The organism is Halobacillus sp. 12SKB (genome assembly GCF_052941655.1).
Genome location: NZ_JBRFWR010000001.1, coordinates 253,688 through 269,805, shown reverse-complemented (window position 1 = coordinate 269,805; position 16,118 = coordinate 253,688). Strand labels below are relative to the sequence as shown.

The following is a 16,118-nucleotide window of genomic DNA, read 5'->3' as shown; positions in this document are numbered from 1 at the left end:
GGTTCTGGGGGCTCCGGGAAAAGGTTCGCTTTCCATGGGGCGGGCGGTGAGCCTCCTCAGGCTACGCCTTCCGGGGTCTCACCTGTCCCACACGTCCCATAGGAGTCTCACCGTTTCCCTCCGCCCCTCTATCAATTAAGTATCTCGAAACGACTTCTGTTTATCCTACTTAAGGGAGCGCAGGAATATATACTTGTCAAGCCAACATTCTGAACCTGAAAGTTCGATATAGAGATTTTTTCAACTAAAGATCCGCGGTTTTGGAAGTTGTTCTACACTGTATGTGGGTTCCAATTCTCACAACCATACAAGTTGATTTTCCAGAAGTGGTTTCGAGAATCTTCCATGGTAAAGGGGCGGAGGGGAATGGCGAGACTCCTGCGGGAAAAGAGTGCTAGGTGAGACCCCGCAAGGCGTCAGCCTGAGGAGGCTCATCGTGCTCCCGCGGAAAGGGAGTTATTACCCGCAGCCCCCATCCACTCAACAAAAGTCTCGAAACTGAGTCTTTCACAATCCTGCCATATTGTTGAATAAAAAAACCGAGTATAACCTCGAAGGGTTATACTCGGTTTTGGTATGAATATTGATCAGCCTGTGTTACGAAGTCCTGCTGCGATTCCGCTGATGGTGAGAAGAACTTCTGTCAAGATGTCCTCATGATCATCGACTTGACGCAATTCCTTGATGAGCTCCACTTGAAGGAAGTTCAATGGATCAACGTAAGGGTTACGTAGTCGTACGGATTCTTTAATTGTTGGCTGGTGATCGAGAAGTTCGGCATCTCCTGTAATTTGCAGCAAGATGTCTTTTGTGCGGTCGTATTCTTCCACAATGTTTTGGAAAATACGTTCCCCAAGTTCTTGATCATTAACAAGCGCTTTATATTCTTTCGCTGTTTGAATATCGGCTTTTGTCAGAGCCATTTGCAAATTGTTGATGGTAGAGCGGAAGAACGGCCAGTTCTCATACATTTGCTTGAGAACGGCTAGGTGATCTTCGTTCTTTTCAACATAACTTGTAAGACCTGTACCTGCTGCGTACCATGCAGGAATGAGCTGTCGGTTTTGTGTCCAGGCGAAAACCCATGGAATGGCTCTTAAGTTCTCAAATTTGGAACTGTCTTTACGCTTCATAGGACGCGAACCAATATTAAGTTCACTGATTTCCTGTAACGGTGTCGCTTCGTTGAAGTAAGTCAGGAAATCGGAATCACCGAATACGAGCGACTGGTATTTTTTCAAGGATACATCAGAAATGTCCTCAAGGGCTTGCTCCCATAGTTCTTCCCTATGGTGGCCTTGTTCGGATTCTTTGGAAATATTCATGGCACCCTCTAGAAGGGTAGAGGCTCCTTGCTCAAGGCTTCGGTATGCGATATCTCTCAGCAAGTAACGGGAAGAGAGGACCTCTCCTTGTTCGGTAATTTTCACGCCCTCACCAAGAGTCTCTACTGGCTGGGAAAGCAGGCTTCGGTTCAACGGTCCGCCTCCACGGCCAAGGGAACCTCCGCGGCCATGGAAGAACTTCAATCCAACATTGTATTCGTGAGCCATATCGTGAATTTCCTGTTGGGCTTTGTAAAGTCTCCAGTTGGCTGTAAGTGTGCCGCCATCTTTACTTCCATCAGAGTAGCCAAGCATAATTTCCTGATGGTTTCCATGCTTGTCCAAGTGTTTGCTGTAGACATCCATTTCGAATAGAGTCTTCAAAATGTCAGGGCCTGCTACAAGGTCGTCGACGGTTTCAAGTAGTGGTGCTACGTTCAATTTGCTTTCCACTGTGCCATCCGCATGCAGACGGTAGATGCCAGCTTCCTTTGCTAATACTAGGACTTCAAGAAGATCACTTGCAGATTCTGTCATACTAATCAAGTAGACTTCAATCGAACGCTCACCGAATTCCTTATGAGCTCTACGGATCATTTGAAAGACATTCAGCATTTTTTGTGTCTCTTCAGAATAGTCTTCGTTCAATAATGAAATCGGACGTGGATCCTTCAATACATCTTGGAGAATTTCAAGCTTGTCCTGCTCTTCGAGGGAAGCGTAGTCCTCGACAATTCCAACTTTTTGTAAAAGTTCTGAGACAGCTGATTCATGTTCGCCACTATGATTTCGAATATCGAGTGTTGCGAGGTGGAAGCCGAATAGTTCCACTTGACGAATCAGTTTGCGCAGCTTTTTCAGTTCGCGTTTGTTCGGCTGGTGCGTTTGGGCACTGTCACGAATTTGACGCAAGTCCTTGAGAAGCTCATCCGCATAATCGTAGCCGATATCAGACTTACCTACCTGGCGAAGGCGTTCCAGAATAATGGCAAATTTACGACGATAAATTTCGCGGTCCACTCGCCATTTCTTACCTTTTGGAAGCATTGGTTCTTCATTTTCGATTGCGTTTTTCAACTCATCGGTGACGGTTACTTGTGTGGACGAATGGCTAAATCGTTTCATTAGTTCGACGAGTACTGCATCATATTTTTTCAAAACAAGTTTTCGTTGTTTTTGGAGCGTCTGCCATGTGATTTCAGGTGTTACGTTTGGATTTCCGTCTCGGTCGCCGCCGATCCAGGAACCAAAACGAAGGAAGTTCGGGACGTTCCAATCTTCATTTGGATAGTGATCTTCCAAACGTGCTTCGAGCTCCTGGTGGATATCTGGAAGCACGTCAAATAAGGTTTCGTCAAAATAATAAAGGCCGTTGCGCACTTCATCCATAACGGTTGGCTTGCGTTCACGTAATTCATCTGTCTGCCAAAGAACCGTGACTTCATTTTGCAGACTGTCCTGTAAGCTTTCACGTTCGCTCTTTGTCAATTGAGGATGGTCGAGCTTTTTAAGGATCGTTGCAATACGCTTCTGAATCTCAAGTACAGTCCGCTTTGTAGCTTCTGTAGGGTGGGCGGTAATAATTAATTCGAGAGAGAGCTTATTCAAGACCTCTTGAATTGCACCTTTAGAAAAGTCATTTTTTTTCAAGTTCTGTACAGCGCTTTCGAGGGAGAATGGTTGAGCGCCATGGTCTTCGCGTAATTGGTATTCGCGGCGACGGCGAATCCGATGATTTTGTTCAGCGATATTAACGAGGTGGAAATATATTGAGAATGCGCGGATGACTTGGGAGCGCATCGGTGGTTCGAGGTTTTGTATTTCATTTTTCAGTTGATTATATGTGGAGGAGTCTGGACTCTTCCTCAAGTCTTTCGTTAATTGTCGGATCGTTTCTACCTTGTTTAGTAGTTCCTCTCCGCCGTGGTGGACGAGAATATCCCCTAGCATTTTCCCTAATGCATGGATGTCCCGGCGTAAGGGAGTTGTATGATCGTTTGTGTTTTTTACAGTAGTCATACTTTCACCTTCCTGTCAGATCGATTTAAGTAAGATAAAATTGCCTATGTGTTTCATAATGTTATCAGAATAATTTGCATAGTCAAACACTTCGAACCGTGATACCATCAACTGTTGCCCTGTTTTAATCGTCAGAAAAATATGGCAAGTATAAGAATGACAACGCATGTAAGCGTTAACTTATAATCATGCATAAACATACTTCTACTATTTTAAATTCTTTCCCCACAAAACACAAAATGAAAATCTTAGGTGCGTTATTTGGAAGAAAATGTATGACCTGGTCACCGAATTATTTCCATGAAAAGGATGGTGGAGCTTTCCTCTTGGTTGTGGTGTATAGGAACGGGGGGAGTATGAAAAAGTAAGAGGGGAGAACGTCACGCGTTCTCCCCTCTTAGGTGTTATGTATATTTATTGAGACTCATTTCATAAAGGCTCCATAATTCGTCTTCGAATGGACGATGGTTTTTGTAGTAGTAGTCTATGGTGAAACCAGCATTCTCATAACAGCGGATGGCTCCTCTATTGAAGTCGAAGACACCTAATGTCACTCTTTCCAGCTTAAGGTGCTGAAAAGCATACATGGATATTAGCTGTATCATATGTCGTCCATATCCTTTCCCTCTATATTTGGGAGAAACGATGACTTTTCCGATTCGCCCTTGTTTTTTATCAAGATCTATCCGTCCTATAGAGAGGTGTCCGACGATTTCATCCAGTGAGGGATCATACACCTGGAAAGCACGTCGATCTCCTGCATCTTTGTAATCCATTAGCTGCTGCTGGGTTAATGGAAAATTGAACATCGGCCCGCCCCATTGCATTAGGAATCGCGGTGATTCAATCCAATCGAAAAGTGTGTGAAAATCTTTTTCTTGAAAAGGGATCAATTCAAGCATGGTTTTTCTCCTAACATTCCTTTTTTTCGATAATACACTACTTTTGAAAAATTATGAAAAAAATCGTGACATTACATCTATACACATGGGATGATAGACTATTGTAAAGTTAACGTTGATAGAGGAGGGAATCTTGTGGCAGATAATGAAAAAGATCAAGTCATTGATGAAGCCTTAGGAGAAAAAGACATACGAAGGTTGGAGTTTCGTGGAGGAGTCTTTACTGCTACCATTCCTTTGGTGTTTTTCATCATATGGGCAATTGTATTAAGTGTAACAGGGCTTGTGACCGAACAAGCGTTAGTACTGGGGATGGTCCTTGGCATTGCCATCGGTTTATTCCTATGTAAGTCCAAATGGTCGGATTATGCACAAAGCTTAATATCCGGCATGGCCCAACCTGTAGGAGTTGTTGCCATCATCGCCTGGTTTTGGGCAGGGATGTTTGCAAACATGTTATCCGCTGGTGGATTAGTCGACGGCCTTATTTGGTTCGGTTTCCAATCGGGACTGGAAGGGGGAGCCTTTGTTGGCATAACATTTCTTCTAGCAGGATTGTTCTCAACAGCTGTCGGTACCGGTTATGGCACAGTAGCGACTTTTGGTGTTCTGATGTATCCGGCTGGAGTCATTCTAGGAGCGGATCCTGTTATTCTCCTTGCTGCGATTTTAAGTGGAGCTGTTTTTGGAGATAATCTGGCCCCTGTATCAGACACGACGATTGTATCTGCAACAACTCAGGATGCTGACGTACCAGGAGTTGTACGTTCACGCTTTAAATATTCCATCACAGCAGCCATACCAGCTCTTATTTTATTTGTAATTTTCGGCGGTGGTGGAGAAATGGGCAGTCAGCAAGTGGTCAGTGAGCTTCAAAGTGAAGTTTCACCTGAAGGGCTTCTCATGTTAGCTCCATTTGCATTAGTTTTATACTTAGCCTTAAGTGGTCATCATCTATTGACCTCGCTATCCTACGGAATCCTTGCCGCTGCCGTGTTCATTTTCCTTACCGGTCATTCCTTGAAAGATGTCTTGTACATCCATAAGAACGATGCCGGTGAAGCAGTGATTGAAGGGGCATTAATTGATGGAATTAGTGGCTATTTCAATATGGCGATCTTAATTTTATTCATCCTTGCCGCTGCTTACCTGTTGGATGTCGCAGGCACCATGGATGTCATCAAGAACTTTTTCTTGAAGTTAATTAACAATGTGGTGCGAAGGGCTGAACTTTCAATTTTCGGAATTGTCGCTTTCTTGAATGTGTTTATTACGATCAATACAGCCGCTGAGATTGCTGCAGCACCGTTTGTTCGTAAATTAGGAACAGAAATGAATATTCATCCGTATCGAAGAGCCAACTTCCTTGATACAGTCACCTCTTCACTAGGGTACATTTTCCCTTGGAGTGGTGGGGTGCTGCTCGCATGGGCTACCGTTCAGGGGGCAGCCGATCAATACGACTTCTTACCTGTTGTCGGACCTGGAGAAGTCTTTCCGTTCGTCTTTCAGGGCTGGTTGCTGTTGATTGTTATGTTTATTGCAGCATGGACAGGCTGGGGACTTCGCTACACCGGTAAAAATGGTGAGGAAGTGAAACCAGAGGATTTTAAAAAGTAAGTGGTAAAAGTAACCCCCTGAGTTATGAACTCAGGGGGTGTTTTGTGTTACGTATGAAGATGGGCTTTTACTTCTTTCATTTGATCCAGGTGGCGAAGTTCGTGCCAGCCGATAAACTCTACCCATTGTTCCAAGTTCATATCTCCGAACGCGGGGTGAGGGAATGCACGGTTTTGTAATGTTTCTTCCTCCTTATTGTGAATAAGGAATAAAGTCGCCTCACGCGTCTTCTTCAAACCTTCTTTTGCTTCCTGCAAGGTCTTGAATTCCCCTTTTGGACGAACGGCCTCTGGGGCATCGACTTTATAATCACGGTTGGTGGTCTTATGGATCGGTTTTTCTGTCGCTTGTTGTGTGTCTCCCTGTTTGAGAGCTTGGTTGATCTGATAAACGATTAATTGTTCCATTAAGTATAAGTGTTCTAAAACTTCAAGGATGGACCAACGATCTTCTTCAGGCTTAACCGATGCTTCTTGCTCTGGAACTTCTTCTACAAATTCGAGCAGTTCTTTTCTTTTTTCATCTAAGCCATACATACAGATTCTCCCTTTCAAGTGAAGTTATCTCGAGTCTATCACAACTCCTATAGAAGGTTCTTTCCCTAGTACCTCAAGAAATGAAACCTTTCACATACTCTTCCGTATGTAAAAGTAAGAAAAGGAAAAAATTACATGACTAGGTCATACATATTATTCCAATTTTTCAGGAGGGAAATTAGGTGAAGAAACTGCTTTGGGCTTTCTTGGTTTTTCTTGGTTTTATAGGAGCTGTTGTATTCTTTGTTGATGCTAAAGAGGATAACATTCTCCTGAGTAAGGAAGAGGTAGAAATTGGTGTACCAGGTGTTACAGGATATTCCATTTCATATGACAGCGGTGGTACTGAAATTCCGGGGCTTTGGGTTGAACCGGATGATATCGATGGCGCTCTCCCGCTGCTCATTCATAATCGTGGAGGAGTGGGAGAAAGTTCGTTGACAGATGCGCAAGAACTTAAAAACCTATCTTATTGGGCAAAGCGGGGGTATGTTGTACTAGCGACTCACTACAGGGAAAATGCAGAAGAAAAGTTTGAGCCAACTAAAAGGAAAGATTTTGTCCGGGATGTTCTCGATTTAAAAAAGGTGGGTACCGAGCTTGACCATGTGGATGAAGAGCGAACCGTTATGCTCGGATATTCCCGTGGCGGATGGATGAGTTTCCTAGCCGTTCAACAAGACATAGAGGTTGATGCAGTCGCTGTAATTGGAGGCATTACCGACTTGAAGCAGCTGTATGTAACGCAACCAGAACCTGTTCAAAAACAAATTGAACATTTATTGGGAGAACCAGGGGGAGACCAGAGCTGGTATCGGGAGCTTGCTCCAATTAACTGGGTGAAGGACATTGATGTACCAACCTTAATGCTTCACGGAGAGAGGGATCAGACAGTTCCGGTTGAACAGGCGCGAATGTTCGCAAAGTTGATGGAAGGTAATCATGACCTCCATCGGTATGTCGAATATGAAAATGGAGATCATGGCCTGAGGCTGCATTTCAAAGAGTATGCTCCTGAGGTGCTGGATTGGTTTGAAAAGCATCTAGAGGAAAAGTAAAGTGTATAGTATATAGTAGGGATTTATCTATGTTTATTGAATAGAAAATTACGAAGGCTGTTTTTATCCTTTCCATAGAGTTACAGATACGTAAACTTTAGGACTCGATTTTGATCCATCGTGGTATAGAAGCAGTGAGGAAGCATAAATAACCATAGAATAGGATTAGGAGGAATACAATGAGCGACTACTCTATTGATGAATTTATTAGAAAAACGAAACAGGATGAATCAGAGAATGATTATTTTGAGCTGGAGACCCCGAGAATTCTTGAGGTAAACCTCCTCGATCAAGTGTGGGCTAAAGCAGGAGCGATGATTTCTTATAATGGGAACATTAAATTTGAAAGAGAAGGGATCCTCGAGCATGGCGTCGGTCGTTTATTTAAAAAAGCGATGACCGGAGAAGGAAGCTCTTTAATGAAGGCTACGGGTCGCGGGCGGCTTTACCTTGCTGATCAGGGCAAGAAGATTACTATTTTTGATCTGGATAATGAAACAATCACGGTGAATGGTAATGATCTTCTTGCCTTTGAACCAAGCATTGACTGGGATATAAAACTAATGAAAAAAGTAGCGGGTATGGTTTCTGGTGGTTTGTTCAACGTAACCCTCAGCGGGAGTGGCCGTGTGGCTATTACATCGCACTATGAACCGTTGACGCTGCTCGTACGTCCTGGTGAACCTGTCATTACAGACCCGCATGCTACGGTGGCATGGTCCGGGCACTTGGAGCCGAATTTCAAAACAGACATCAGCTTCAAGACACTTATAGGCAGGGGAAGCGGTGAATCCATTCAAATGGAGTTTGAAGGTGATGGATTTGTCATTGTCCAGCCGTTCGAGGAAGTTTACACGACGGGGCAGAGCTGAGCTGGAGCGGATTTTTTTACAGACAGGCATGCGCATGTTAAGGTTTGAATATAATGAAATCAAAGAAGAACTCAATGTGCATTCACTAGAATTTTTTCATTTATTATCCTTTACTTCGTTACTAATACGTAGTACTATGGGTACTAACAAAAAATAAATAACGGAAACTTCTTATCCAGAGAGGCGGAGGGACTGGCCCTTTGATGCCCGGCAACCATCGAATCAATCTACGGATTGACGAGAACGGTGCCAATTCCTGTAGAATGTACCAACATTCTAAGAGATGAGAGGATCGTGCGGATATTAGCGACCCCTTTTCTTACTGGATAAGAAAAGGGGTCTTTTCGTGTAAGCACCATAACCGTCAAGGCTCTCGATAGAAGTTGCGTTAAGGGAAAGGAAAGATGTTATATGGCAACAGCTATTTTTGGTGCAGGATGTTTTTGGGGAGTAGAAGCGTTTTTTGAAAAATTCGAAGGGGTTACAGAAACAAAGGTCGGTTATATTGGCGGCCACCTGGAGAACCCGACATACGAACAAGTAAAAGCAGGCAAGAGTGGACACGCGGAATCTGTCAAAGTGAACTACGATCCAACGGTTATCACCTATGCAGAACTTGTAAATATCTTCTTTGAAGCTCACGACCCGACTTCCCGCAACAAACAGGGAATCGACGTAGGTCACCAATATCGTTCTGTCATTTTCCATTCGGATGCAAGCCAGAAATACATTGCTGAAGAAAAAATCAAAGAGTGGGAAGGCAAAGGAGTTTTCAAACGCCCGATCGTTACAGAAGTTGAAGAAGCAACAACTTTTTATGAAGCTGAAGAGCACCATCAGAAATATTTACAAAAGCATGGCTCTGCCGCATGCTCCATTGGATAACGAAAAGGACCCTTTCACAAGGGTCCTTTTCATATAGGTCAACCTTCTTAACCTTCTCTTTGTCTGGACGCATCCATCGCTTTTAAGAAATAGGCCGTAGGGAGAAGGATGCCGATTCCTGATTCAAGCAAAGCAAAAAATCGGGCCATCCCCACAGGCAGCATATCCCCATAACCCACGCTCAACAATGTTTCCCCACTGAAGTAAAGCAAGTCCAAAAAGGTTGGGTCAACAGGTTCCCGGGATGATAGACTAGTAACTAGAATGACTCCATCTAAAGATAGAAGATAGTAAAGGATCGTAAATCCCATTAATACACCTGTGAGAACAAAAAATAATTGAAAGAAAAGGGCTGTGCTGAAGTAGCTTTTTCTGTATGTTTTATTTGTGAAAAAATAAACGAGATTTGCTGCAATGAATATAATCGCAACGATGAACAGAGCTTGTACCATTCTTATTCTCCTTTTTTAAAATAATGAGAGGTTTTGGCAGCATCCATTAGGAAATGGTGAGCAAACCATTATAGAAAAACTTCTACCCTATGTTGAAGTGCCCGTAAACATAGACTCAAAAAAGGAAGGAGGTGGGCTTTTGTGGGTTAATGACGCTATCTTGATTGTCATGTGTATCTTCATGGTATTGGGAGCACTTGATTACTATGTCCTTAATCACCGCCTGTCTCTTGGATGGCGGTTTTACGAAGCGTTTATGATGATGGGCCCACTGGCTCTTTCGATGGTAGGGATCATCTCCCTTGCACCTGTATTGTCCCAGTGGTTGGCGCCTGCCATCCGCCCCGTGTTTTTATGGTTTGGAGCGGATCCGTCGATGTTTGCATCCATGATGCTTGCTATTGACATGGGAGCCTATCCTCTGGCGGAATCCTTAGCCTTAGAAGAGGAGGCCGCTACCTTTTCCTGGGCCCTCCTCGGTACGATGATGGGACCAACGCTTGTTTTCACAATTCCTGTTGCGCTTTCGATTGTGAAAAAAGAGGATCGCCCTTTCTTTTCAAGAGGAATTTTAGCTGGTTTAGTTACGGTTCCGATCGGATGTTTTGTTGGTGGTGCTGTGGCAGGATATGAAGCGGTATGGATGTTACGGAATTTAACACCAGCTATTTTGCTTTCCGCCTGTATTGGGGCAGGTTTATGGTTGTTCACGAACGTAACCATCCGGCTATTTTCTTATTTCGGAAAAACCATTGAAATCATAATTATCACTGGTCTCGCCCTTATAATTATTGAATCATTGACAGGGTTTGTTGTCCTTCCGGGGATGGCACCTTTATCTGAAGGGATGGTCATCGTTGGAAAGATTACCGTTACATTAGCAGGCGCTTACCCCCTTGTTGCTTTCATTAATCAGCGGGGGGAGAGATGGATCGGACGACTGAGTGATAGATTAGGCATGAATTCTACATCTTTAACAGGATTGATTGCTTCCACGGCGCATCACCTACCTATGTTAGCGACGATGAAAGATATGGATGAACGAGGAAAAACGGTCAACGCTGCGTTTGCCGTGAGTGGAGCATTCGTCATCGGCAGTCATTTCGCCTTCGTAGCAAGTGTGGAAAAGGATATGATTTTTCCAGTATTGCTGGGGAAATTAACAGCAGGACTCTTAGCTGTCGGGCTTGCTTTATGGATGACGAGAGAAAGCAAATCAGTTTCTTCGAGTGTCGAAACTCTATATAATGAAAAGTGAATCCACTGAAAAAGGAGTTTTTTCATGAAGACAGAAATGAGAAAGCATTATAATGATTACATTGAAAAATTCAAGAAAGCAACTCCTGATGAAATCCAGGGGAAAATGAAGAAGGCGATTGATGAACTTGAATCTTCGGATGAAGGAGACGGTTTGTCTACAGGAGAGAAAGCGCCAAACTTTAATTTGCCTGATGCGAAGGGGAAAACGGTCGAACTGTATGAACAATTGAAAAGTGGTCCGGTCGTCCTTACTTTTTACCGCGGAGGCTGGTGCCCTTACTGCAACATGGAACTGAGAGCCTATCAGCAGATTTTAGATGAGATTCATGGACAAGGAGCTGAATTAATTGCAGTCAGCCCTCAAACTCCCGATCAGTCATTGACCACCCAGGAGAAAAATGAACTCAACTATCACGTACTGAGCGACGTTGGAAATGAAGTGGCCAATCAATACAATTTGGTGTACCAATTACCAGATTATCTTGTAGATGTGTACAAAGATAAAGGGCTGCACGTGGATAAACATAATGGCGATGAGACATGGACCCTGCCTGTCTCCGCAACTTATATTATTGATACAGATGGTACGATTGTGTATGACTATACGAAGGCGGACTACAAAGATCGAGCCGAACCATCTGACGTACTAGGAGAATTGAAAAAAATAAATGCGTAAGAATAAAGCGTCCTCTTTAGTTGTTAGAGGACGCTTTTTTATTTTACATAAAAAGATTCAGGTTCATGAAAAAGAAATAGGCGGCAAGGATAAATATAAGGATGCAGGATTGCAGGCAAAGACCAACAACGCTGCATATCTTCCCACCTAAGGCGAACCGGTATCCTGGGGCGTCTGTGGAGAGTTCAACGAGAGCTTTATTCGCAAAAGAGAGACCGATCCATCCAAGGATAATGCCGATAAAAGGAAGAAAGATGGACATCATTCCTAACACACAAGATGTTATGGCCTTTTGATACATCAACAATCACCGCCCGCTACTTTGTATATCGATTGGCGTAACTGCTTGCGACAATGGAATCCGGTTTAATCTTCGCTTCCATCCCGAGAGACTCGATTCTGGCCATCATTTCATTTACATAGACTCTTGTCCTGTTTCGGTCTCCACTCCCGATATCAATGTGTCCTTCAATCGTAAATGTTGCCCCTTTATAGATATAGGGGAGAACAACTTCGATGAGATCATTCTTTTTTTCTTCCGTAAATAAGGAAGCCACTTGTTCTGTTAACGAAGTTTCGTAGGAAATACGTTCATGCAGGGTAGTCATTTCTCTGTGGACCACTTCTTTGCGGAAACAGGCCCAGGCCCCTTTACCAACTCGTTGGATGACGATGCCGGTAATGAACAGAGTGTGGGAGGGATGAACTTGGGAATCGGTTCCCATCATGAGTTTGTAATCCCCGATCGGATCACTTTTCATGAACGTTAGTATATGGGAAAACACTTCTTCAAACTTCATCTTTTTATGGGTGAGGTTCTGAAACATATGGGATTGGTTCACAGTAGCCAACTCCTTAAATTTTTCAAAAGAAAGGGATTGTACGTCAAATGAGCTAGTGACCATTCTGTTATTAAGATATTCATAGACCTACTCGAAAGATAACATGAATTTATCGAGAGTATGTGTCAGTGTTGAAAAATTTATGTGCATTTTCATTGAAAAAGGGAATCTGCATGGTGAAACGAGAAGGAATATTACATAGAAGTTCCGAAACGAAGACTTCAAGAAAAGCTCCCTTTTCTTGAAGACTCAGTTTCGTGACGATTATGTGGTTCTAGGGGCTCCGGGAAAAGATTCGCTTTCCATGGGGCGGGCGGTGAGCCTCCTCAGGCTACGCCTTCCGGGGTCTCACCTGTCCCACACGTCCCATAGGAGTCTCACCGTTTCCCTCCGCCCCTTTGCCATGGAAAGGATTCTCGAAACCAACACTAAAAGATCAGCTCTTATGATTATGGAAGGTGGATTATAGAACCCCTAAACTTATAAGTGAAGTTCCAATTTCCCCCACATAGGCAGGCATAAAGTGCTTTGTATCAAGCATTTACGTTTTCTAAATGTCCATTGAGTAGAGTTTATATGATTCACTTCCCATAACCATACAAGGTGATCTTCCAAGTAGTGGTTTCGAGAATCTACCATGGTAAAGGGGCGGAGGGGAATGGCGAGACTCCTGCGGGAAAAAAGTGCAGGGTGAGACCCCACAGGACGAAGTCCGAGGAGGCTCACCGCGCTCCCGCGGAAAGCGAGCTATTCCCCGCAGCCCCACCCACTCAATAAAAGTCTCGAAACTGAGTCTTCAAGAAACGTGCCATATACGTTAATAAACACTAACGAAAGGAGGGGGAGAGGATGGTGGGAGAGATCCTTCGAAGAATCCCTTCATTAGATGCAGGGAAAAGATTTGTATTAGGAATCGATGGTTTGAGTCGTTCAGGAAAAACGACACTCACAGAGAAAATAGAAAAGGAACTCCAGAAATCGTCTTTTCCAGTCGTTACGTATCATATCGATGATTACGTTGTGGGAAGAGAGAAGAGATACAATACCGGGTATGAACAATGGTACGAATATTATTTTCTGCAATGGGATGTCAAAGCGTTAAAGGAAGACTTATTTTAAAGCACTGGTAAAAGAGAGTAGGTTGGTTATTGTAGAAGGTGTATTTTTACAAAGGGAAGAGTGGCGAAGCTTTTTTGATTTTGTGGTTTATGTCCAGTGTCCAAGAGAAGAAAGGTTATTAAGAGAAAGTGAGGGAACGAGAAAGAATATCGATAAATTCAAAGAACGGTACTGGAAAGCGGAAGATTACTACATAGCAATGGTCGAGCCTGAAAGACAGGCGGATATTATTGTGAAGTCTTCATCGTGAAAACAAAAAAGGAGAAAAGGTGCACCTTTTCTCCTTACATGTGTTAAAAAATAAAGATCCACATGAGAATGGCGGTTATGACAAATGTGATGGCGTAAATGGTCGTCAGTAACGGAATGCTTCCTGTATCACTCCCGGCGTTTTTCAACTGCTTGGCGTCGTCTTCGGGTGACGATGTGTTCTCAGGTTTGTTTACATGTTTAGCTATAACGATCGTGCCTATCAAGGCAGCTACCGAGGCAATGATCGCAAGTCCGTAATAAATCGGGTACATAGGATGCGCTCCTCTCCCTTTTGTTACTATTATTATAATAGAAGAAAGGTGGAAGTGCTAAAGTTCTCTATGCTACATATTTTCAGGTGCCTGAATCCCGAGAAGGGACAAACCATTTCTTAATTGGTAGTTAACGGCATAAATCAATGAGAGGAGCCCTTGTTCCTCTTCACTTCCAATCACTTTTGTATGGGCGTAAAAACTGTTGAAGTGACCTGCGACATCTAAGAGGTGTCTAGCAAGCTTGGATGGGTCATATTCTTTGTATGCTTTCTCAATCACCTCCGGGAAAAGGCGAATGGTTTTAATTAATGGCCAAGCGGAATCTGTGTGGACGTCTGTTACAGGATGATTAGGATCAAAGTTCCCTTTTTCTAGTAAAGAGACAGTACGCGCATACGTGTATTGCAGATATGGAGCTGTATGACCTTCGAAGGTAAGCATATCCTCCAAAGAAAATTCCACATCATTGCGACGATCGTGTTTAAGGTCGTGAAAGATGACAGCACCTACCCCGACTTGTTCCGCGACCTTTTCCGCGTCCTTCAATTCAGGGTTCTTTTCTTTAATATTATTCGCAGCTTGGGAAATGGCCTCCTGCAGCGCTTGTTCCAGTAAAACGGTCTTCCCCTGACGTGTAGACATTTTCTTTCCGTCTTGAAGCATCATTCCAAAAGAGATATGTTTTAATTGATCCGCCCAGGCAAAATCTGCTTTTTTCAACACATGCTTGATCTGTTGAAAATGAAGGGTTTGTTCGTGGCCGACCACATAAAGTGCTTCATCAAAATCATACGTTTGCTTCCGATCAATCGCAGCTGTCAAATCTCTCGTGGCATAGATGGTCGTTCCATTACTTTTTCGAATAAGGCAGGGAGGTAATCCTTCCTCATCAAGGCGGACGACTTGAGCACCTTCCGATTCTTCCAACATCCCTTTTTCCTGCAACATGTCGATGGTCGTATCCATTTTGTCATTGTAGTAAGCTTCGCCTCGGGTCAAGTCGAAAGTGATGCCTAAAAGATTATAAATTTTCTCAAACTCTTTCAGTGAAACGGCTTTGAACCATTTCCACAAGGCAACCGCCTCTTCATCGTAATTCTCCAATTTCTTGAACCATTCTCTTCCTTCGTCAATAAAGGAGGAGTCTTCTTTTGAAGCATGGTGGAACTTTACATACACTCGGGTCAATTCTTGAATTGGGTTGTGTTTGAGATTTTCTTCTTTTCCCCATTTGAGATAAGCGGCTAATAGTTTTCCGAACTGTGTCCCGTAGTCTCCGATGTAATTGATCTTCACCGTTTCATACCCACATTTTTGAGCAAGGTTGGATAGGGCATTACCAATGACCGTTGATCTTAAATGGCCCATGGAGAAAGGTTTGGCAATATTCGGAGCTGACATATCAAGGACGACAGTCTTTCCTTTTCCAAATTCGTGCCCCCCATAGGCTGCTGGGTCCTGGTAAAATTGGTTCAACGTGTGTTCAGCTACAAACCCCTGATCAAGAAAAATGTTAATGTAGCCGCCTACTGTCTGCACTTCATTGAATACCGGATGTTTCAATTGATTGGAAACTTCTTCGGCAATCAGATGCGGGCTTTTTTTCAACGTCTTTGCCAGCGGGAAACAAGGAAAAGCCAGGTCGCCGTGGCTGGACTGTTTAGGTGTTTCAATCTGTTGCTGCACCCAATCCCGTGGATACTCCTCCCCCAGGATATGAGCGATTTGCAGGGCAAGGATTTGTTTTTCCATAAACCACACCTCCATAAAAATAAAAAACCCCGCCTCTAAAAAAGAGACGAGGTTTGTGCTCGCGGTACCACTCTTATAGCTGTCGTACAGCCACTCGACGTTGTTAACGGGGGCGTCCCCGGCTTTTTCCCTACTCCATGATTCAGGAAAGCTTCTCAAAAGTCCGTTTCACTACTGAAATCCTGCCCAGGCTTCCACCACCCCTGAGTCGCTGATCTGTTTCTGGTAGCTACTCTCTTTTTCCTGGAATTTTATATTTGAAAAAATTATAGC

Annotated in this window: 14 protein-coding genes, 1 pseudogene, 1 riboswitch and 1 other annotated feature; of the genes and pseudogenes, 8 read left to right on the top strand and 7 right to left on the bottom strand. The window is 43.6% G+C overall.

The window, feature by feature from the left end; all coding sequences use genetic code 11:
• Positions 1–587 precede the first annotated feature (587 nt).
• Together ppc and ACQ4XT_RS01380 are read right to left on the bottom strand one after the other, a co-directional pair.
• Positions 588–3,344 carry a phosphoenolpyruvate carboxylase gene (gene ppc, locus ACQ4XT_RS01385; RefSeq protein WP_446852177.1) on the bottom strand — a complete coding sequence of 919 codons (2,757 nt, stop codon included), beginning with the start codon at positions 3,342–3,344 and terminating at the stop codon, positions 588–590.
• Between the two features lie 404 nt (positions 3,345–3,748).
• Complete coding sequence (locus tag ACQ4XT_RS01380; RefSeq protein WP_446852176.1) at positions 3,749–4,246, bottom strand: GNAT family N-acetyltransferase; 498 nt, start codon at positions 4,244–4,246, stop codon at positions 3,749–3,751.
• 135 nt (positions 4,247–4,381) lie between these two features.
• On the opposite strand from ACQ4XT_RS01380, the gene ACQ4XT_RS01375 reads away from it, so the two are divergent.
• The gene (locus ACQ4XT_RS01375; protein WP_446852175.1) at positions 4,382–5,866 is read left to right on the top strand and encodes a Na+/H+ antiporter NhaC family protein; all 1,485 of its coding nucleotides are present in this window, start codon (positions 4,382–4,384) and stop codon (positions 5,864–5,866) included.
• Between the two features lie 47 nt (positions 5,867–5,913).
• On the opposite strand, the gene ACQ4XT_RS01370 is transcribed toward ACQ4XT_RS01375, so the two are convergent.
• Positions 5,914–6,402, bottom strand: a complete 489-nt coding sequence (locus ACQ4XT_RS01370) for a DinB family protein (protein ID WP_446852174.1) — start codon at positions 6,400–6,402, stop codon at positions 5,914–5,916.
• A gap of 182 nt (positions 6,403–6,584) precedes the next feature.
• Between ACQ4XT_RS01370 and ACQ4XT_RS01365 the strand changes: the two genes are divergently transcribed.
• The 3 genes from ACQ4XT_RS01365 to msrA all read left to right on the top strand — a co-directional run bounded on the left by ACQ4XT_RS01365 (position 6,585) and on the right by msrA (position 9,217).
• Positions 6,585–7,460 (top strand): alpha/beta hydrolase family protein, encoded by an 876-nt coding sequence (locus tag ACQ4XT_RS01365; RefSeq protein WP_446852173.1) that lies wholly within the window; start codon positions 6,585–6,587, stop codon positions 7,458–7,460.
• 179 nt (positions 7,461–7,639) lie between these two features.
• Positions 7,640–8,332, top strand: coding sequence for an AIM24 family protein (locus ACQ4XT_RS01360; RefSeq protein WP_226594024.1), 693 nt, complete (start codon positions 7,640–7,642; stop codon positions 8,330–8,332).
• Between the two features lie 168 nt (positions 8,333–8,500).
• Positions 8,501–8,622, top strand: a riboswitch (SAM riboswitch).
• A 121-nt stretch (positions 8,623–8,743) separates the two neighbouring features.
• Positions 8,744–9,217 (top strand): peptide-methionine (S)-S-oxide reductase MsrA, encoded by a 474-nt coding sequence (gene msrA, locus ACQ4XT_RS01355; protein ID WP_160914180.1) that lies wholly within the window; start codon positions 8,744–8,746, stop codon positions 9,215–9,217.
• A gap of 47 nt (positions 9,218–9,264) precedes the next feature.
• Here the strand turns inward: msrA and ACQ4XT_RS01350 are convergent, their stop codons facing one another.
• Positions 9,265–9,669 (bottom strand): ion channel, encoded by a 405-nt coding sequence (locus ACQ4XT_RS01350; RefSeq protein WP_446852172.1) that lies wholly within the window; start codon positions 9,667–9,669, stop codon positions 9,265–9,267.
• A 139-nt stretch (positions 9,670–9,808) separates the two neighbouring features.
• Here ACQ4XT_RS01350 and eutH point away from each other — a divergent pair, with 139 nt between their 5' ends.
• The 3 genes from eutH to ACQ4XT_RS01335 are packed head-to-tail and all read left to right on the top strand — an operon-like array spanning position 9,809 to position 11,756.
• The gene (gene eutH / locus ACQ4XT_RS01345; RefSeq protein WP_446852171.1) at positions 9,809–10,927 is read left to right on the top strand and encodes an ethanolamine utilization protein EutH; all 1,119 of its coding nucleotides are present in this window, start codon (positions 9,809–9,811) and stop codon (positions 10,925–10,927) included.
• 24 nt (positions 10,928–10,951) lie between these two features.
• Positions 10,952–11,605 carry a peroxiredoxin-like family protein gene (locus ACQ4XT_RS01340; RefSeq protein WP_446852170.1) on the top strand — a complete coding sequence of 218 codons (654 nt, stop codon included), beginning with the start codon at positions 10,952–10,954 and terminating at the stop codon, positions 11,603–11,605.
• Positions 11,598–11,756: a hypothetical protein gene (locus tag ACQ4XT_RS01335; RefSeq protein ID WP_446852169.1), complete on the top strand. Its 159-nt coding sequence runs from the start codon at positions 11,598–11,600 to the stop codon at positions 11,754–11,756. The genes ACQ4XT_RS01340 and ACQ4XT_RS01335 overlap by 8 nt, the downstream gene beginning before the upstream one ends.
• A 166-nt stretch (positions 11,757–11,922) precedes the next feature.
• On the opposite strand, the gene ACQ4XT_RS01330 is transcribed toward ACQ4XT_RS01335, so the two are convergent.
• Positions 11,923–12,432 carry a ribonuclease H-like YkuK family protein gene (locus ACQ4XT_RS01330; RefSeq protein ID WP_446855539.1) on the bottom strand — a complete coding sequence of 170 codons (510 nt, stop codon included), beginning with the start codon at positions 12,430–12,432 and terminating at the stop codon, positions 11,923–11,925.
• Between the two features lie 864 nt (positions 12,433–13,296).
• Between ACQ4XT_RS01330 and ACQ4XT_RS01325 the strand changes: the two are divergent.
• A pseudogene (locus ACQ4XT_RS01325) lies at positions 13,297–13,816 on the top strand (AAA family ATPase).
• Between the two features lie 43 nt (positions 13,817–13,859).
• Here ACQ4XT_RS01325 and ACQ4XT_RS01320 read toward each other — a convergent pair.
• Together ACQ4XT_RS01320 and argS are read right to left on the bottom strand one after the other, a co-directional pair.
• Positions 13,860–14,090 carry a hypothetical protein gene (locus ACQ4XT_RS01320; protein WP_220585740.1) on the bottom strand — a complete coding sequence of 77 codons (231 nt, stop codon included), beginning with the start codon at positions 14,088–14,090 and terminating at the stop codon, positions 13,860–13,862.
• Positions 14,091–14,162: 72 nt separating this feature from the next.
• Positions 14,163–15,845, bottom strand: coding sequence for an arginine--tRNA ligase (argS, locus tag ACQ4XT_RS01315; protein ID WP_446852168.1), 1,683 nt, complete (start codon positions 15,843–15,845; stop codon positions 14,163–14,165).
• Between the two features lie 39 nt (positions 15,846–15,884).
• Positions 15,885–16,099 (bottom strand) — a binding site (T-box leader).
• Positions 16,100–16,118: the final 19 nt, after the last annotated feature.